Genomic DNA, 15963 nt, shown 5'->3' with positions numbered 1-15963 from the left:
AATAATACCTCCTGTTCAAACCCCAAAAACCGAACCAAATCAAAAAAATCCGAATGTATAAAAAGATAAACGTTATCAATGATGCATAATTATTTAGATATATGAGTGACGTGTAATACAGCTGTGTAAAAATAGACTCAATATGAGTCTGGTGTTGACAGGTTTATAAATAAATGTGGCACAAGATCATCGCACCCTATTTAACATTATAAATAATTTCCGGTGCTTATTATTTCATTTTTTCTTCGTCGTGGAAATAGGCCAGCACGTTTTCGGTTCGGCCATAAGAATATTCGCACGGTGATAAACAGCGCCAGGCGGGGCAGCGCATTTTCTGCTTGTGCTGAGCGACGCCCATTCATTCAACGGCCTGAAGATCGTCTCCGGCGCGCTGAACACGCCCATCGCCCGCTGCAAGCCCTGAATTCATGACCATACCCGGCCTCGCCGCAGGCCACTCTTTCCTCTGCTTTTTTGCGCGCTTTTACCGCCGCGCGGTACTCAACGCGGGTGGATTCGGGTACTATGACTGCCCCATTTGCCACAGAAGACGTAATACTCACTATGACTCAAGTCGCGAAGAAAATTCTGGTAACGTGCGCGCTGCCGTACGCCAACGGCTCCATCCACCTCGGCCATATGCTGGAGCACATCCAGGCTGATGTCTGGGTCCGTTACCAGCGAATGCGCGGCCACGAGGTTAATTTCATCTGCGCCGACGACGCCCACGGCACGCCCATCATGCTCAAGGCCCAGCAGCTTGGCATTACGCCGGAGCAGATGATTGCCGAGATGAGCAAAGAGCATCAGACCGATTTTGCGGGCTTTAACATCAGCTACGATAACTATCACTCTACCCACAGCGACGAAAACCGCGTGCTGTCGGAGCTGATTTACACGCGCCTTAAAGAAAACGGCTTTATTAAAAACCGTACCATTTCGCAGCTCTACGACCCGGAAAAAGGCATGTTCCTGCCGGACCGTTTTGTAAAAGGCACCTGCCCGAAATGTAAATCCCCGGATCAGTACGGCGATAACTGCGAAGTCTGCGGCGCGACCTACAGCCCGACCGAGCTTATCGAGCCGAAATCGGTGGTCTCCGGCGCCACGCCGGTGATGCGTGATTCTGAACACTTCTTCTTTGATTTGCCGTCTTTCAGCGAAATGCTGCAGGCGTGGACCCGCTCCGGCGCGCTCCAGGAGCAGGTGGCGAACAAAATGCAGGAGTGGTTTGAATCCGGCCTGCAGCAGTGGGATATCTCCCGCGACGCGCCTTACTTCGGCTTTGAAATCCCGAACGCGCCGGGCAAATATTTTTACGTCTGGCTGGATGCGCCTATCGGCTACATGGGCTCGTTCAAAAACCTGTGCGACAAGCGCGGCGATACCGTGAGCTTTGACGAGTACTGGAAAAAAGATTCTGACGCCGAGCTGTATCACTTCATCGGTAAAGATATCGTCTACTTCCACAGCCTGTTCTGGCCGGCGATGCTCGAAGGCAGCGGTTTTCGTAAACCGACCAACCTGTTTGTGCACGGCTATGTGACGGTGAACGGCGCGAAGATGTCCAAATCGCGCGGCACGTTCATCAAGGCCAGCACCTGGCTGAACCATTTCGACGCCGACAGCCTGCGCTACTACTACGCGGCGAAGCTCTCCTCACGCATCGACGATATCGACCTGAACCTGGAAGATTTCGTGCAGCGCGTGAACGCCGACATCGTCAACAAAGTGGTCAACCTGGCGTCGCGCAACGCGGGCTTTATCGCCAAACGTTTTGACGGCCAGTTAGCCGCTGAACTGGCTGACCCGGCGCTCTACAAGACCTTCACCGACGCCGCTGCCGTCATTGGTGAGGCGTGGGAGAGCCGTGAGTTTGGTAAGGCTATTCGCGAAATCATGGCGCTTGCCGATCTGGCGAACCGCTACGTTGACGAGCAGGCACCGTGGGTGGTTGCCAAACAGGAAGGCCGCGACGCCGATCTGCAGGCGATTTGCTCTATGGGCATCAACCTGTTCCGCGTGCTGATGACGTACCTGAAGCCGGTACTGCCGGAGCTGTGCGCTCGCGCCGAAGCGTTCCTGAATGTTGAGCTGACCTGGGATGGCGTAAACGCCCCGCTGCTCGGCCATAAAGTGAACAGCTTTAAAGCGCTCTATAACCGTATTGAGATGAAACAGGTGGAGGCGTTAGTGGAAGCGTCCAAAGAAGAAGTAAAAGCGGCGGCAGCGCCGGTGACCGGCGAGCTGGCGGAAAACCCAATTCAGGAAACCATCACGTTTGACGATTTCGCGAAAATCGACCTGCGCGTGGCGTTGATTGAAAACGCGGAGTTTGTGGAAGGCTCTGACAAACTGCTGCGCCTGACGCTGGATCTGGACGGCGAAAAACGTAACGTCTTCTCCGGCATCCGCTCCGCCTACCCGGACCCGCAGGCGCTGATTGGCCGCCTGACCGTCATGGTGGCGAACCTCGCGCCGCGTAAAATGCGTTTCGGTATCTCAGAAGGCATGGTGATGGCCGCAGGCCCTGGCGGGAAAGATATCTTCCTGTTAAGCCCGGACAGCGGCGCGAAGCCGGGCCAGCAGGTGAAATAACCTGACGCCCAACGCGCCAGAAGCGCCATAAACCAAAGGGGAGATGCTTATCTCCCCTTTTTTCGTCCAGCGTCGTGGTTTTCGCCTTGTTGCCTGCGGGATACAGGATACAAACTCTTTTTCCCGGTTCGTGCATCACCTACTACATTTAATGGGTACCATTCCCCGAAGAGAACCAGTATGGCGTTATATACGATTGGCGAAGTGGCCGATCTCTGTGAAGTTAACCCCGTGACGCTGCGCGCGTGGCAGCGCCGTTACGGACTGCTTAAACCCGTGCGCACCGACGGCGGCCACCGTTTGTTCAGCGAGGCGGATATCGACCGTATCCGCGAAATCAAACACTGGATTGAGCAAGGCGTTCAGGTCAGTAAAGTCAAAACCCTGTTAAGCCAGGACAGCGCCGATGAGCCGGAAGGCTGGCGCGAGCGCCAGGAGATGCTGCTTGCGAAACTGCGCAGCGGCAACCCGGGCCAGGTGCGGCACTGGGTAAGCGAATTAGGACGCGACTACCCGGCCCAGATGCTGGTGCGTCATCTCTATACCCCGCTGCGCCGCCGGATGCAGTTACAGCACGCCACGCTGCATGCGCTGTTAAGCCTGCTGGACGGCATTCTGATTAACTACATCGCGCTTTGTCTTCAATCCGCATGGAAAAAGCCGGGCAACGACGCGCTGGTGGTCGGCTGGAATCATCAGGATGCGACGCAAATCTGGCTCGCGGCCTGGGTGTCGGTCCAGAAAGGCTGGCGGGTGGATGTGCTGGCGCAACCGCTGGTGCAGCTGCGCCCGGAGCTGTTCCCTGGTAAAACGCTGCTGGTATGGTGCGGCGAGCCGCCCGCGGCGCGCCAGCTTGAGCAGATCGCCGCCTGGCATGCGCAGGGCCACCCCATTTTTTCGCTCCATGAACCGGAAACCATTTAAAGGTTCATTAACAGACGCGCTTCACCGTATAATTACGCGGTTAACATAAGGAGCAACGCATGAAATTTGTCAGAATCGGGCTTATCACCGGCATGGTCCTGATGGCCATCGGCGGTATCGGCGGCGTTATGCTGGCCGGCTACACCGTTATCCTGCATTCCGGTTCATAACCCGCGCCAGGCGCTCAAAGAGCCGGTCCACCAGGACCGCCGCCAGCGCCACCAGCACCGCACCCTGAATCACATACGCCGTGTTAAACCCACTCAGGCCGATGATAATCGGGGTGCCGAGCGTGCTGGCTCCTACGGTGGAGGCAATGGTGGCGGTGCCGATATTAATAATCACCGACGTGCGTATCCCTGCCAGTATTACTCCCGACGCCAGCGGCAACTCGACTTTGCGTAGGATCTGAGCGCGGCTCATGCCGACGCCTCGCGCCACCTCTTTCACGTCCTCCGGCACTGCGCTTAAGCCCGCGAGCGTGCCCTGCAACACCGGCAACAGGCCATAAAGAATAAGCGCGACAATTGCAGGCTCGCGCCCGAAGCCCATCACCGGCACCGCAATCGCCAAAACCGCCACCGGTGGGAACGTCTGCCCGGCGGCGGCGAGCGTTTCGGCAAGCGCGCGAAACTCGCGCCCCCACGGACGCGTCACCGCAATCCCCACCGCGACGCCGCAGGCGACCGACACCGCGCCTGCCGCCGCCACCAGCCCGAGATGCGAAAGCGTCAGCGCGACAAAGCTCTCCTGAAGATAGACCGGGCGCGCCAGCCCCGGAAACAGCCAGTGGAACAGTCCTTCGCTGTGCGGCATCGCCAGCAGCAGCGCGACAAACAGCAGCGCCAGCCAGAGCAGCGGATCGCGCAGTCTACTCACCCCGCGCCTCCCGCTGATTCACCAGATGGCGAAAGCGCAGTACGCCGCGGTGCGCGCCGTTTGTATCCACCACTGACAGCGCCTCGCACTGGCGTTCAACAAACACCGACATCGCCTCACGCAGCGTTATGGTTTCCGCCACTGGTGCGCCGTCGGCCATGCCCGGCTCGATAAACTCCCCTACCTGTTTAAGCGACAACAGCCGCACGCCAAGCTCGCTGCGCCCGAAAAAGTCACGCACGAAGTCATTGCGCGGCGCGGTGAGCAGCGCCAGCGGCGTGCCCTGCTGCACCACTTCGCCGTTATCCATCAGCACCAGATGCTCAGCCAGCCCCAGCGCCTCGTCGATATCGTGCGTCACCAGCACAATGGTGCGCCCGAGCAGTTGATGAATGCGGCGCATCTCCTGTTGCAGCGCGCTGCGAGTGACCGGGTCGAGCGCGCCGAACGGCTCGTCCATCAGCAACACTTCCGGGTCGGCCGCCAGCGCGCGCGCCACGCCGACGCGCTGCTGCTGCCCGCCGGAGAGCTGATGCGGGTAGCGGTCGCGAAATGCGTCAGGCGCGAGCCCAAGCAGCGCGAGCAGTTCATCCACCCGCGCCTGTATGCGCGCCTTCGGCCACTTCAGCAGCTGCGGCACCGTGGCGACGTTTTGCGCCACCGTCCAGTGCGGAAACAGCCCGACCGACTGGATCGCATAGCCCATGCGCCGGCGCAGCGCTTCGGGCGAAAACTGGCGGATCTCCTCGCCCGCGAAGCGAATTTCGCCCTCGTCGTGCTCCACCAGCCGGTTAATCATTTTGAGCGTGGTGGATTTGCCGGAGCCGGAGGTGCCGATAAGCACCGAGAATGCGCCTTCGGCAAATCTCAGGTTTAACGCTTTTACCGCCGCGCCGCCGTTGTAAAACTTGCTGACCTGCTTAAATTCAATCATTTCTTTTTGCCTCCAGCGCGCCGATGGCGAGCGTAAACAGCGCGTCCAGCACCACCGCCAGCGCCACGACCGGGATAACGCCGAGCAGCACCAGATCGAGCGCGCTGCTAAGCAACCCCTGAAAAACCAGCGCCCCGAAACCGCCTGCGCCAATCAGCGCGGCCACCACCGCCATACCGACTGTCTGCACTGCCACCACCCGCAGGCTGCGCAGCCAGACGGGCAGCGCCAGCGGTACGTCGACATGCCAGAAGCGCTGCCAGGCGGACATCCCCACTCCGCGGGCGCTTTCACGCACCGCGTCGGGCACCTGCCCGAGCCCCGCCACCACGCCGCGCACCAGCGGCAGCAGCGCGTAAAGCGTGAGCGCGATCAGCGCAGGCGCAAGCCCGGTGCCGGAAATGCCCAACGCGCCGAGCGCCGGAAACGCCTGCGCGAGCCCGGCAAGCGGGGCCATCAGCAGACCAAAGAGCGCCACAGACGGCACAGTCTGAATAATATTGAGCGCAGCGAACAGTCCCGGCTGCCAGCGCGGGCGTCGGTGACACAAAATGCCGAGCGGCAAACCAATGACGACCGCAGGTGCCAGCGTGCCGAAAAGCAGCGTCAGGTGGCGCGCGGTGGCGTCATCAAATACCGTCTGTCGGTTGGCGTACTCTTTAAGCAGCGACAGCGCATCAAAATGACCGCTCAGCAAAAGCCAGAGCGGCGCAATCCAGATCTGCGCCTGTAGAAGCCAGCGCCAGAGCGGCTGGCGCGTCAGCCTGCCGATGGCGTCGCTGGCGGCAAGTAAGGAGACCGCGAGCATCAGCCACAGCCCGCTGCCGGGCGAGGTGCGCGCCAGACGACTGCCGGTTTCGGCAAGCCGCGCCGCCTCTGCGCCCGTCACAAAAAGCAGCATGATAAAGAGCGCCTGCGCCGCCATCAGAATCAGCAGCGCGCCCGGTTTTCCGGGGACAAAAGCGAGTAAACAGAGCAAGACCGGCAGCGCCCATAACGCGGGCGCGGCGGCAGGGAAAAGCCCGGAGAGACCGAGCGGCGCGCCGGAGACCAGCCGGTTCGGCGCGTAATTTAAAAAGGGCAACAGGGCGGCGGCGGCCAGCAGGATCGCCAGCAGCACCAGCACCCGGTTATGGCATCTGATTGACAAAACGTGTCCCGAGGCAAACGCCGGAGGCGTTATTTCACCAGTCCTTTTTCTTTAAGCCACTGTGACGCCACTTTACCGGCATCCAGCCCTTCTACTGCGATCTGCGCGTTCAGCTCCTGAAGCGTTTTCTCATCCAGCGTCTTAAAGACCGGCTCAAACCACTGCGGCATCTCCGGGTAGGCTTTCAGCACGGCTTCGCGCACGACCGGCGCGGGCGCGTAAACCGGCTGCACGCCTTTCGGATCGGTGAGCGTTTGCAGGCCGAGCGCCGCCACCGGGCCATCGGTGCCATAGGCCATCGCGGCGTTAACGCCGGAGGTCTGCTGGGCCGCCGCTTTGATAGTCACCGCGGTGTCACCACCCGCGAGCGACAGCATCTGGTCCTGGTTAAGTTTAAACTGGTAGGCTTTTTCAAAGGCCGGCAGCGCGTCCGGGCGCTCGATAAACTCCGCCGAGGCGGCGAGTTTGAACGTCCCGCCCTCTTTCAGATAGCGGCTGAGGTCGGCAAGCGAGGTCAGCTTGTTCTTCTGCGCCAGGTCCTGACGCACCGCGATAGTCCAGGTGTTGTTCGCCGCCGCAGGCGTCAGCCAGATAAGCTTGTTCTGTTCGGCGTCGAGCTTTTTGACTTTCTCATAGCCCTGCTGCGCGTTCTTCCACGCAGGATCGTTCTCCTGCTTAAAGAAAAACGCCCCGTTGCCGGTGTATTCCGGGTAGATATCCAGCTCGCCAGAGGTGATCGCCCCGCGCACGACTGGCGTGGTGCCCAGCTGGATTTTGTTGACCGTTTTCACGCCGTGGCTTTCCAGCACCTGCAGAATCACGTTGCCAAGCAGCGCGCCTTCGGTGTCGATTTTCGAGCCCACTTTCACCGGCTCGGCCGCCTGCGCGCCTGCCGCCAGCAGTACCAGGCCTGCCGCGCTCCAGAGTTTTAGCCTCATGATTTTCCTCTTTTATCCGCTTCGCTAAGGGCTTAAGAGAAAAGCGTAGTTGATAAATCTCAGGGGGAAAGGGAAAAGACGGGAAATGGCATTTTTTAACGGGCGATGAGCATAAAAAAGGGCCGGTTTCCCGGCCCTCTGACAATCGACAACCGCTTACAGCAGTTCGAATTCGCCCTGCTTCACGCGGGCGGAATCCAGCCCGATGAAGACGTTGAATTTGCCAGGCTCCGCGTCATATTTCATGCGCTGGTTCCAGAATTTCAGCGCGTCGATATCGATCGGGAAGCTGACAGTCTGGCTTTCGCCCGGTTTCAGCGTGATTTTCTCAAAGCCGCGCAGCTGTTTCACCGGACGGCTCATAGAGGCCGTGACGTCCTGGAGATACATCTGCACTGCGGTAGCACCTTCGCGCTTGCCGGTGTTGGTCACCGTTACGCTGGCGGTCACTTTGCCGTCACGCTTCATGGTCGGTGATGAGAGCTTCACGTCGGAAACGCTGAACGTGGTGTAGCTCAGGCCGTAACCGAACGGATAGAGCGGGCCGTTGGCTTCGTCAAAGTAGCGCGAGGTGTATTTGTTTGGTTTTTCCGGGTTGTACGGACGGCCCGTGTTGAGGTGGCTGTAGTACACCGGGATCTGCCCGACCGAGCGCGGGAAGGAGATTGGCAGCTTGCCTGACGGGTTGTAGTCGCCAAACAGCACGTCGGCGATGGCGTTACCGCCTTCGGTCCCGGCAAACCAGGTCTCCAGAATCGCATCGGCCTGCTGGTCTTCTTTCACCAGCGCCAGCGGACGACCGTTCATCAGCACCAGCACCAGCGGTTTACCGGTCGCTTTCAGCGCGCTGATAAGGTCGCGCTGACTCTGCGGAATGGTGAGATCGGTACGGCTGGACGCCTCATGCGCCATGCCCTGCGCTTCACCCACGACCGCCACGACCACGTCAGACTGCTTCGCGACGTTTACCGCCTCGTCGATCATCTCTTTCGGCGTGCGTTTATCCACCACCACCGCCGGCTCGTAGAGATTCAGGAAGTCTACGATGCCCTTATCGTCGGTGACGTTAGCGCCTTTGGCGTAGAGGATTTTGGCCTTATCGCCCGCGACATTTTTCATACCCTGCAGCAGCGTGACGGACTGATCGGCCACACCTGCGGCAGACCAGCTGCCCATCATGTCGCGCTTGCTGTCAGCGAGCGGCCCCACCACTGCGATGGTGCCGGATTTTTTCAGCGGCAGCGTCTCCAGACGGTTTTTCAGCAGCACCAGGCTTTCGCGCGCCACTTTACGCGCGTCGTCGCGGTGCAGACGGCTTTCGGCGTTGGTGTCTTGCGGGTCGGAGTCTTTCGGTCCCAGATGGCTGTACGGATCGTTAAACAGCCCCATGTCATATTTGACGTTCAGCACGTGACGCGTGGCGTCATCAAGCTCTGCCATGGTGACTTTGCCGCTCTTGATAAGATTCGGCAGGTATTTGCTGTAGTACTCATCCGCCATACTCATATCGACGCCGGATTTGATCGCCACGCGAACCGCGTCTTCCGGGTCGGACGCCGTACCGTGTTTAATCAGCTCTTTAATCGCGCCGTGGTCAGAAATGGTGATGCCTTTAAAGCCCCAGTCGCCGCGCAGCAAGTCTTTCAGCAGCCAGCCATCGGACGCCGCCGGCGTACCGTTTAGGGAGTTGAGCGCAATCATCACGCCGCCGCTGCCCGCATCGAGCGCCTCTTTGTATGGCGGCATGTAGTCGTTGAAAAGACGCTGAGAGCTCATATCAACAGTGTTGTACTCTTTGCCACCCTCCACCGCGCCGTAAGCGGCGAAGTGTTTCACGCTGGTCATCACCGAGTAGCGATCCGCCGGGCTTTTGCCCTGCATCGACTCAACCATCGTTTTGCCCATCATGCTGGTGAGATAAGTATCTTCACCGAACCCTTCCGAACCACGGCCCCAGCGCGGGTCGCGCGTGACGTCCACCATCGGCGCCCAGGTCATGTTCAGACCGTCGTCGGCGGCTTCATATGCCGACACGCGGCCCACGGTTTTTACCGCGTCGAGGTTAAACGAGGAGGCGAGCCCGAGGCTGTTCGGGAAAATGGTGCGCTGGCCGTGCAGCACGTCGTAGGCGAAAAACAGCGGAATTTTCAGGCGGCTTAACTGCATCACCTGATCCTGCATCGCGCGGATATCCGGGCGGGTCACGGTGTTGAAAATCGCGCCGACCTGACCTTCTTTGATCATGTCCCGAATCGCTTCTTTCGGGTTATCCGGCCCGACGCTAATCAGACGCAGCTGGCCGATTTTCTCATCGACCGTCATTTTTTTGAGTAAATCGGTGACAAACGCATCCCGCGCTTCGGGCGTCAGCGGATGCTCGCCAAACGGTTCAGACGCCAGGGCCGGTTGCAGCGCAAGGCTCACGGCCATACCCACAGAACAAAGCCATTTCATAGGATTAACTCTCTTTTAGACGCAGCCGCAACGTTGCCGCCACAAAGAATAAGGTGTGCAGTGTGCCATAAGCCTTAGCAGGGAAGAAGCCAAACGCAAGTTTATACGCTGATTTTTCAACCTTTTCGGACTCGTCGCGAAATTCGCGGCTATGCTTAGAGACGTGCGTTTTCTCTGCCACAAGGAGTGGAACATGATCCTGACACCAACCTCCGGTAACCATGAGGTTATCGCGGAGCTGACCCGCATTACCGGCGCCAGCCATCTTCTCACCGACCCGGCCAAAACCGCCCGTTACCGCAAAGGCTTTCGCTCAGGCCAGGGCGAGGCGCTGGCCGTCGTTTTTCCCGGCACGCTGCTGGAATTATGGCGCGTGCTGGAAATTTGCGTCGCCGCCGACAAAATCATTCTGATGCAGGCGGCTAACACCGGCCTGACGGAAGGCTCGACGCCGAACGGCAACGACTACGATCGCGACATTATCATCATCAGCACGCTGCGCCTCGATAAGCTGCACCTGCTGGATAACGGCGAACAGATCCTCGCTTATCCCGGCACCACGCTCTGGCAGCTGGAGCGCGCGCTCAAGCCGCTTGGCCGCGAGCCGCACTCGGTGATTGGCTCCTCCTGCATCGGCGCGTCGGTGATGGGCGGTATCTGTAATAACTCCGGCGGCGCGCTGGTGCACCGCGGCCCCGCTTATACCGAAATGGCGCTGTTCGCGCAGATAGACGACACCGGGCGGCTGCGTCTGGTGAACCATCTGGGCATCGATCTCGGCCAGACGCCGGAGCAGATCCTGGGCCGCCTTGATGATGACCGCATTGATCCGACCGCCGTGCGCCACGACGAACGCCAGGCCTCCGACCGTCATTACATCGAGCGCGTGCGCGATATCGACGCCGACAGCCCGGCGCGCTACAACGCCAACCCGGAGCGGCTCTTTGAAGCCTCCGGCTGCGCCGGTAAGCTCGCGGTGTTCGCGGTGCGTCTTGATACTTTCGAAGCCGAAAAACGCCAGGAGGTGTTTTATATCGGCACCAACCAGCCGGACGTACTGACCCGAATCCGCCGCCATATTCTCGCCAATTTTGAAAGCCTGCCGGTCGCAGGTGAGTATATGCACCGCGATATCTACGACATCGCCGAGCGCTACGGGAAAGATACGTTCCTGATGATCAATAAGCTCGGCACCGACAAAATGCCGTTCTTCTTTACCACCAAAGGCCGCACCGACGCCTGGCTTGAGAAAGTGCCGTTTGTTAAACCGCACTTTACCGACCGCATGATGCAAAAACTGAGTGGGCTTTTCCCCGGTCATTTGCCGCCGCGCATGAAAAGCTGGCGCGATAAATATGAGCATCACCTGCTGCTGAAAATGGCGGGCGACGGCATTGAAGAAGCGCGCAGCTGGCTGACGAGCTTCTTTAAAGAGGCCGAAGGCGATTTCTTCGCCTGTACGGCGGAAGAAGGCAGCAAAGCGTTTCTACACCGCTTTGCTGCGGCGGGCGCGGCGGTGCGTTATCACGCGGTTCACGCTGACGAGGTGGAAGATATTCTGGCGCTCGATATCGCGCTGCGGCGCAACGACACCGAGTGGTTCGAGCATCTGCCGCCGGAAATTGACAGCAAACTGGTGCACAAGCTCTATTACGGCCACTTCTTCTGCCATGTGTTCCACCAGGATTACATCGTTAAAAAAGGCGTGGATGTCCATGCGCTAAAAGAAGAGATGCTGGCGCTGCTGCGCGAGCGCGGCGCGCAATACCCGGCGGAGCATAACGTCGGCCATCTCTACGAAGCGCCTGAGAGCTTAAAACAGTTTTATAAGGCCAATGACCCGACTAACAGCATGAACCCCGGCATCGGCAAAACCTCAAAGCAGAAATACTGGGGTGAACCGGACGGGATCGCACAAACGCCAGGGGAGCAGACCGCCCGCTGATTCTGGCAGGCTGTTTTCTTTTTAAGCACAGGCATAATATATCCTCCATGCCGCCGGAGCCCTCCGGCGGCATGTCTTTTGAGGATACAGGTATGGCTGTTGTGGAAAATCTCACGGCGACAAAAGCCGCGATTCGTGACGTTACGCCGGGGGATATCGACGCCATTCGCGCCATTTATGGCTGGCATGTCGAACACGGCCGCGCCTCCTTTGAAGAAACGCCCCCGACGCTTGATGAGATGACCGCGCGCGTCAGTGCCGTCACATCGCAGGGCTTGCCCTGGCTTGTGGCGGAGATGGACGGCATTGTGGTCGGCTACTGTTACGCCTCGCCCTGGCGTGCGCGCCCTACGTATCGCTATACCCTCGAAGAATCGATTTATATCGATGCCAGCATGGTCGGGCGCGGTATAGGTAGCCGTCTGTTACACGCTCTTATTGAGCGCTGCGAGCAAGGCCCGTGGCGTCAGCTAATGGCGGTGATTGGCGATGGCGAGAATAATCGCGGCTCGACGCGTCTGCACCGGCTGCTGGGGTTTGAAGTGGTGGGCAGTTTGCGCAGCGTCGGGTTTAAATTCGGCGGCTGGCGCGACACGCTGATTATGCAGCGTCCGCTCAACCAGGGAGACTGGACGCTGCCGGAATAGCTTATTCGACGCTGTTATTCGCCATTTGCGCCGCTTTCTGGCGCTTATAGCTCAGCGCCGCTTCAGGCACCGGTTGCACCTTGCCGGTTTCAAGCCAGGTGCGCAGGCGGCTGGCGTCGGCAAAGTGGGTATATTTGCCGAAGGCGTCCATCACCACCAGCGTCACCGGACGGTTTTTAATCAGCGTGCGCATCATCAGGCAGTGCCCCGCCGCGTTGGTAAAGCCGGTTTTGGTCAGCTGGATATTCCAGTTATCGCGGTAAACCAGATGGTTGGTGTTACGGAACGGCAGCGTGTACGTCGGATTCGAAAACGTCGCCATCTCTTCACGCGTGGTGCTGAGCTGGCCAATCAGCGGATACTGTTTGGTCGCGATTAACAGCTTCGTGAGATCGCGTGCGGTCGAGACGTTGTGGATGGAAAGCCCTGTCGGCTCCACAAAATGCGTATTGCGCATGCCGAGCGCTTTCGCTTTGGCGTTCATGGCGCGGATAAACGCGTCATAGCCGCCCGGATAATGGTGCGCGAGGCTTGCCGCCGCGCGGTTTTCCGACGACATCAGCGCCAGCAGCAGCATATTTTTACGGCTGATCTGGCTGTTTAAACGCACCCGCGAATAGATCCCTTTCATCTCCGGCGTATGGCTGATATCCACCGTCAGCATCTCATCCAGCGGCAGGCTGGCGTCGAGCACCACCATCGCGGTCATCACTTTGGTAATTGACGCTATCGGACGCACCAGATCCGGGTGGCTTGAGAACAGCACTTCGTTGGTGCGCAGATCGACAATCATGGCGCTGCCGGAGGCAATTTGCGGCTCAGCGGCGGCAAGCGGCGACGCGGCGGCTTTCGCGGCGGCCAGCGCCGGAGCGGAAAGCGGCGCGGCCAGCAGCAGCGCGAGACTTAACAGGGAAAGACGAATTTTTGTCGGCATGGCGAAAGTTCGGAAAAGAATTCACGCGCGTAATTAAACGCACCGCCACCAACGGTGAAAGCTATTGATGGCTGGCGCGGGCATGATACTCCGGCCTTCGCATTTCTCGCTACAGAAGATTCTGCGCCGGGCGCAGCGCCGCCGGTTTTTACACCGGCGGCACACGTCAGAAGAGACGATAACCGTAGCCCCACAGCAGGACCGTCAGCGCCAGCAGCACCTCCAGCAACAGCACGCCGATGGCGAGCGTCGAGCCGGAAAAGCGCAGCCCTTCTTCCTGATTAATATTGAGAAACGCCGGAATGCCGACATACAGCAGATAACCGGTGTAGAGCAGTGCCAGCGTTCCCACCAGCGCGCAGAGCCACACCAGCGGATAGAGCGCCACCACGCCGCTTAAAAAGAGCGGCGTCGCCACATAGCCCGCGAACACCATACAGCCCGCGAGCGACGGCCGACGCGGATAATCACGCGCCATCCACCAGATAACCCGCCCCATCACCGCGACGCCTGCCAGCATCAGCGCATAAAACAGTACCGCCAGATAGAAACCGGTAAAGAGCGACAGCTTCACGACGTTGCCGTCGCCGAAATCCCAGCCAATCTGGGTGGTGCCGATAAACGCGCACAGCACGGGAATGGCCGCCATGATGAGTACGTGGTGGGTATAGTGATGCGTCACGGTTTCGTTTTCGTGGCGAATCACCTGCATTTCACGGAAAGGATGGGACAAAAGCCCCCAGACATGGTTCATAACGCCCCCTGACTCAGACCGCCCGGAACGGGTACTGTAAGTATAATTCAGCCCTGTAGATTAAAAAGTAAACAGCACAAAAACAGGTCGCCTGTTGCGCGCGCAGGGCGTGGCGAGCGCGTTATACTTTCGGTTTCGCGCGTAGCGCGAAGAAAGCCTGACAAACGGGAGTAAGTGGAATTTATGGATATCAATAACCTGATTGAGCGGTACGGTTATGTGACGTTGTTACTGGGCAGCCTTGCCGAAGGGGAAACCGTCACGCTGCTGGGCGGCGTGGCCGCGCATGAAGGGCTGCTGCGCTTTCCGCTGGTGGTGCTGGTGGTGGCGCTCGGCGGCATGATAGGCGACCAGGCGCTGTATCTGGTGGGCCGCCGGTTCGGCACCCGGGCGCTGGCGAGGTTTTCCGGCAAGCAGAAGCAGATAGGCCGCGCGCAGGCGCTTATCCAGCGCCACCCGGCGTGGTTTGTCATCGGCACCCGCTTTATGTATGGTTTTCGTATTATCGGCCCGCTGTTAATTGGCGCGAGCCGCGTCCCGCCGAAGCTCTTTGTGCCGCTGAATATCCTCGGGGCGCTGGTCTGGGCGACGCTCTTTACCACGATCGGTTACGTGGGCGGCCAGGTGATAGAGCCGTGGCTGCATCGCCTCGATCATCATCTGAAACAGCTGGTGTGGGTCGTACTGGCGGTGGGCATTGTGCTGCTGCTGCGCTGGCTGTGGCGTAAACGCAGCAGCAGAGAGGATTAAGCCTTCGGCTTAAACTGCGGGTTGGCAAGCGTAAAGCCGCCGTCGATGATAAACGACTGGCCGGTGGTGTACGTGGCCCCCTCTGAGCAGAGCCACGCGACGATGCTGGCTATCTCATCGGTTTCGCCGGGGCGCGCTATCGGGATATTCGGCATCGAGCCGGGTTTCGCGTCGCCCTCGTCCATGTCGTTCATCGGCGTGGCGATAGCGCCAGGCGCGACGGCGTTCACCAGAATGTTATGCTCCACCAGCTCCAGCGCCATCGATTTGGTCAGCCCGCCGAGCGCGTGTTTGGCGGCGGTGTAGGCGCTCGCCTCCGGCAGCGGCGTGTGTTCATGCACCGAGGTGATATTCACAATGCGCCCGCCCTGCCCCTGTTTCACCATCGCTTTGGCCGCGATTTGCGAGCAGAGAAACGCGCCGTCCACATCCACCGTCTGAATGCTGCGCCACTCGTCGAAGGTCATCTCCAGAAACGGCTTTTTGATCATCGCGCCCGCGTTATTCACCAGCGCGTCGATACGCCCGAAGCGGTCGATAAGCTGCTGAATGGCGTTCGCGCCCTCCGGCAGATGGCTGAGGTTGAGCTGGATAAGTTCAGCGCGCCGACCCAGGCTTTCCACTTCCTGCGCAGTCTCCTTCGCGCCTTTATCGTCACTGTGCCAGGTAATGCCGATATCGAACCCTTGCCTTGCGAGAAAAACCGCACACTTCTTGCCGATGCCTGAATCTGACGCGGTGACGATCGCCACTTTGTTTGCAGAACTCATGGTGCCTCCGGGAGTTGCGTTAAAGCGTTAAGTATAGCGAGGCCTGAAAAATCAGCGCCCGGTGGGCGAAAACGCTTCCCTCACTTTTTTCTGCCGCCTTCGCAGGAGCTTCTATACTGATAATTACCTTCATGGATCAACGAGATCCCGCAAAGACAATAAGGAGTAAGTGATGAAAATCATTCTGTGGGCGGTACTGATTATTTTTCTGATTGGGCTGTTAGTGGTGACGGGCGTATTTAAAATGATCTTTTGATGTACCGGGCGCCGCCTGTCCGCGGCGCCC

Annotated in this window: 15 protein-coding genes; 7 read left to right on the top strand and 8 right to left on the bottom strand. The window is 59.1% G+C overall.

The genetic code is table 11. The features are described from left to right. The first annotated feature begins 564 nt into the window (after window positions 1-564). The 3 genes from metG to AFK66_RS22020 all read left to right on the top strand — a co-directional run bounded on the left by metG (window position 565) and on the right by AFK66_RS22020 (window position 3692). Window positions 565-2598, top strand: coding sequence for a methionine--tRNA ligase (metG, locus tag AFK66_RS06140; RefSeq protein WP_023898408.1), 2034 nt, complete (start codon window positions 565-567; stop codon window positions 2596-2598). Between the two features lie 180 nt (window positions 2599-2778). Further along, window positions 2779-3522, top strand: coding sequence for a MerR family transcriptional regulator (locus AFK66_RS06135; RefSeq protein WP_007776488.1), 744 nt, complete (start codon window positions 2779-2781; stop codon window positions 3520-3522). Window positions 3523-3581: 59 nt separating this feature from the next. After that, a complete protein-coding gene (locus AFK66_RS22020) occupies window positions 3582-3692 on the top strand; it encodes a protein YohO (protein WP_004388656.1) in 111 nt (36 codons plus the stop codon). Here the strand turns inward: AFK66_RS22020 and AFK66_RS06130 are convergent. From AFK66_RS06130 to bglX, 5 genes are all read right to left on the bottom strand, one after another. Further along, complete coding sequence (locus tag AFK66_RS06130; RefSeq protein WP_007776493.1) at window positions 3670-4401, bottom strand: ABC transporter permease; 732 nt, start codon at window positions 4399-4401, stop codon at window positions 3670-3672. The genes AFK66_RS22020 and AFK66_RS06130 overlap by 23 nt on opposite strands. Continuing rightward, entirely contained in the window at window positions 4394-5335 is a 942-nt protein-coding gene (locus AFK66_RS06125) for an ABC transporter ATP-binding protein (RefSeq protein WP_023898407.1), read from the bottom strand. Before AFK66_RS06125 ends, AFK66_RS06130 begins: the two co-directional genes overlap by 8 nt. Further along, a complete protein-coding gene (locus tag AFK66_RS06120; protein ID WP_071603009.1) occupies window positions 5328-6485 on the bottom strand; it encodes an ABC transporter permease in 1158 nt (385 codons plus the stop codon). Before AFK66_RS06120 ends, AFK66_RS06125 begins: the two co-directional genes overlap by 8 nt. Window positions 6486-6514: 29 nt before the next feature. Next, complete coding sequence (gene osmF / locus AFK66_RS06115; RefSeq protein ID WP_179944223.1) at window positions 6515-7426, bottom strand: glycine betaine ABC transporter substrate-binding protein OsmF; 912 nt, start codon at window positions 7424-7426, stop codon at window positions 6515-6517. Between the two features lie 153 nt (window positions 7427-7579). Continuing rightward, the gene (bglX, locus tag AFK66_RS06110; protein ID WP_007776503.1) at window positions 7580-9877 is read right to left on the bottom strand and encodes a beta-glucosidase BglX; all 2298 of its coding nucleotides are present in this window, start codon (window positions 9875-9877) and stop codon (window positions 7580-7582) included. Window positions 9878-10070: 193 nt separating this feature from the next. On the opposite strand from bglX, the gene dld reads away from it, so the two are divergent. After that, window positions 10071-11822 (top strand): D-lactate dehydrogenase, encoded by a 1752-nt coding sequence (gene dld / locus AFK66_RS06105; RefSeq protein WP_032971230.1) that lies wholly within the window; start codon window positions 10071-10073, stop codon window positions 11820-11822. A 92-nt stretch (window positions 11823-11914) separates the two neighbouring features. Further along, window positions 11915-12469: a GNAT family N-acetyltransferase gene (locus AFK66_RS06100; protein ID WP_007776507.1), complete on the top strand. Its 555-nt coding sequence runs from the start codon at window positions 11915-11917 to the stop codon at window positions 12467-12469. A gap of 1 nt (window position 12470) precedes the next feature. On the opposite strand, the gene pbpG is transcribed toward AFK66_RS06100, so the two are convergent. Next, on the bottom strand, window positions 12471-13403 hold the full coding sequence (gene pbpG / locus AFK66_RS06095; RefSeq protein ID WP_004387795.1) for a D-alanyl-D-alanine endopeptidase: 933 nt from the start codon (window positions 13401-13403) through the stop codon (window positions 12471-12473). 166 nt (window positions 13404-13569) lie between these two features. Next, a complete protein-coding gene (locus AFK66_RS06090) occupies window positions 13570-14157 on the bottom strand; it encodes a Yip1 family protein (RefSeq protein ID WP_007776512.1) in 588 nt (195 codons plus the stop codon). 183 nt (window positions 14158-14340) lie between these two features. On the opposite strand from AFK66_RS06090, the gene AFK66_RS06085 reads away from it, so the two are divergent. Then, window positions 14341-14907, top strand: a complete 567-nt coding sequence (locus AFK66_RS06085) for a DedA family protein (RefSeq protein ID WP_032968930.1) — start codon at window positions 14341-14343, stop codon at window positions 14905-14907. Here the strand turns inward: AFK66_RS06085 and AFK66_RS06080 are convergent. Continuing rightward, a complete protein-coding gene (locus tag AFK66_RS06080) occupies window positions 14904-15677 on the bottom strand; it encodes an SDR family oxidoreductase (RefSeq protein ID WP_007794933.1) in 774 nt (257 codons plus the stop codon). The genes AFK66_RS06085 and AFK66_RS06080 overlap by 4 nt on opposite strands. Before the next feature lie 172 nt (window positions 15678-15849). Between AFK66_RS06080 and yohP the strand changes: the two genes are divergently transcribed. Continuing rightward, window positions 15850-15933, top strand: a complete 84-nt coding sequence (gene yohP, locus AFK66_RS23225; RefSeq protein WP_000691708.1) for a small membrane protein YohP — start codon at window positions 15850-15852, stop codon at window positions 15931-15933. Window positions 15934-15963 lie beyond the last annotated feature (30 nt).

This window comes from Cronobacter malonaticus LMG 23826, from assembly GCF_001277215.2.
GTDB lineage: Bacteria > Pseudomonadota > Gammaproteobacteria > Enterobacterales > Enterobacteriaceae > Cronobacter > Cronobacter malonaticus.
Note: the sequence above shows the minus strand (reverse complement) of the source record. Positions and strands in the feature narration are given on the sequence as shown.

Bases quoted from the DNA above. Each gene is read 5' to 3' on its own strand.
- yohP (WP_000691708.1), top strand. From the start codon at position 15,850: ATGAAAATCATTCTGTGGGCGGTACTGATTATTTTTCTGATTGGGCTG.
- AFK66_RS06125 (WP_023898407.1), bottom strand. From the start codon at position 5,335: ATGATTGAATTTAAGCAGGTCAGCAAGTTTTACAACGGCGGCGCGGCG.
- dld (WP_032971230.1), top strand. From the start codon at position 10,071: ATGATCCTGACACCAACCTCCGGTAACCATGAGGTTATCGCGGAGCTG.
- metG (WP_023898408.1), top strand. From the start codon at position 565: ATGACTCAAGTCGCGAAGAAAATTCTGGTAACGTGCGCGCTGCCGTAC.
- AFK66_RS06135 (WP_007776488.1), top strand. From the start codon at position 2,779: ATGGCGTTATATACGATTGGCGAAGTGGCCGATCTCTGTGAAGTTAAC.
- AFK66_RS06080 (WP_007794933.1), bottom strand. From the start codon at position 15,677: ATGAGTTCTGCAAACAAAGTGGCGATCGTCACCGCGTCAGATTCAGGC.
- bglX (WP_007776503.1), bottom strand. From the start codon at position 9,877: ATGAAATGGCTTTGTTCTGTGGGTATGGCCGTGAGCCTTGCGCTGCAA.
- AFK66_RS06090 (WP_007776512.1), bottom strand. From the start codon at position 14,157: ATGAACCATGTCTGGGGGCTTTTGTCCCATCCTTTCCGTGAAATGCAG.
- AFK66_RS06085 (WP_032968930.1), top strand. From the start codon at position 14,341: ATGGATATCAATAACCTGATTGAGCGGTACGGTTATGTGACGTTGTTA.
- pbpG (WP_004387795.1), bottom strand. From the start codon at position 13,403: ATGCCGACAAAAATTCGTCTTTCCCTGTTAAGTCTCGCGCTGCTGCTG.
- AFK66_RS22020 (WP_004388656.1), top strand. From the start codon at position 3,582: ATGAAATTTGTCAGAATCGGGCTTATCACCGGCATGGTCCTGATGGCC.
- AFK66_RS06100 (WP_007776507.1), top strand. From the start codon at position 11,915: ATGGCTGTTGTGGAAAATCTCACGGCGACAAAAGCCGCGATTCGTGAC.